The organism is Ochrobactrum sp. SFR4 (genome assembly GCF_019730395.1).
Taxonomy (GTDB): Bacteria; Pseudomonadota; Alphaproteobacteria; order Rhizobiales; family Rhizobiaceae; genus Pseudochrobactrum.
The window spans coordinates 1-232 of the sequence record NZ_JAAPBB010001445.1; the positions used below are offsets into that span (position 1 = coordinate 1).

Annotated in this window: 1 protein-coding gene; it reads right to left on the reverse strand. The window is 48.7% G+C overall.

Annotation, left to right across the window (positions count from 1 at the left end; all coding sequences use genetic code 11):
• A partial coding sequence (locus HBA93_RS23805) for an MlrC C-terminal domain-containing protein (RefSeq protein WP_221724853.1) occupies nt 1-232 on the reverse strand: 232 nt, incomplete at both ends.

The window sequence follows — 232 nt, forward strand, 5'->3', positions numbered from 1 at the left end:
GGGTGCAAATCCTGCATAAAAATGGTTGGTTGATTTGACCACAAGGATGGCTTTCTCCGGCGGATGAATGCCTAAATTGGTGAAAATATCCGGTTCAAATGTCTGCGTCCGGTTGGTGTTGAGGATGATATCAATTTCAGTATCCTGAATGCGCACGACCGCCGCTGCACCGAGCGGTACACGACTGGGGCCAAAACTCTGCCATCCTTTGTCAACGATTTTAACAACCGTC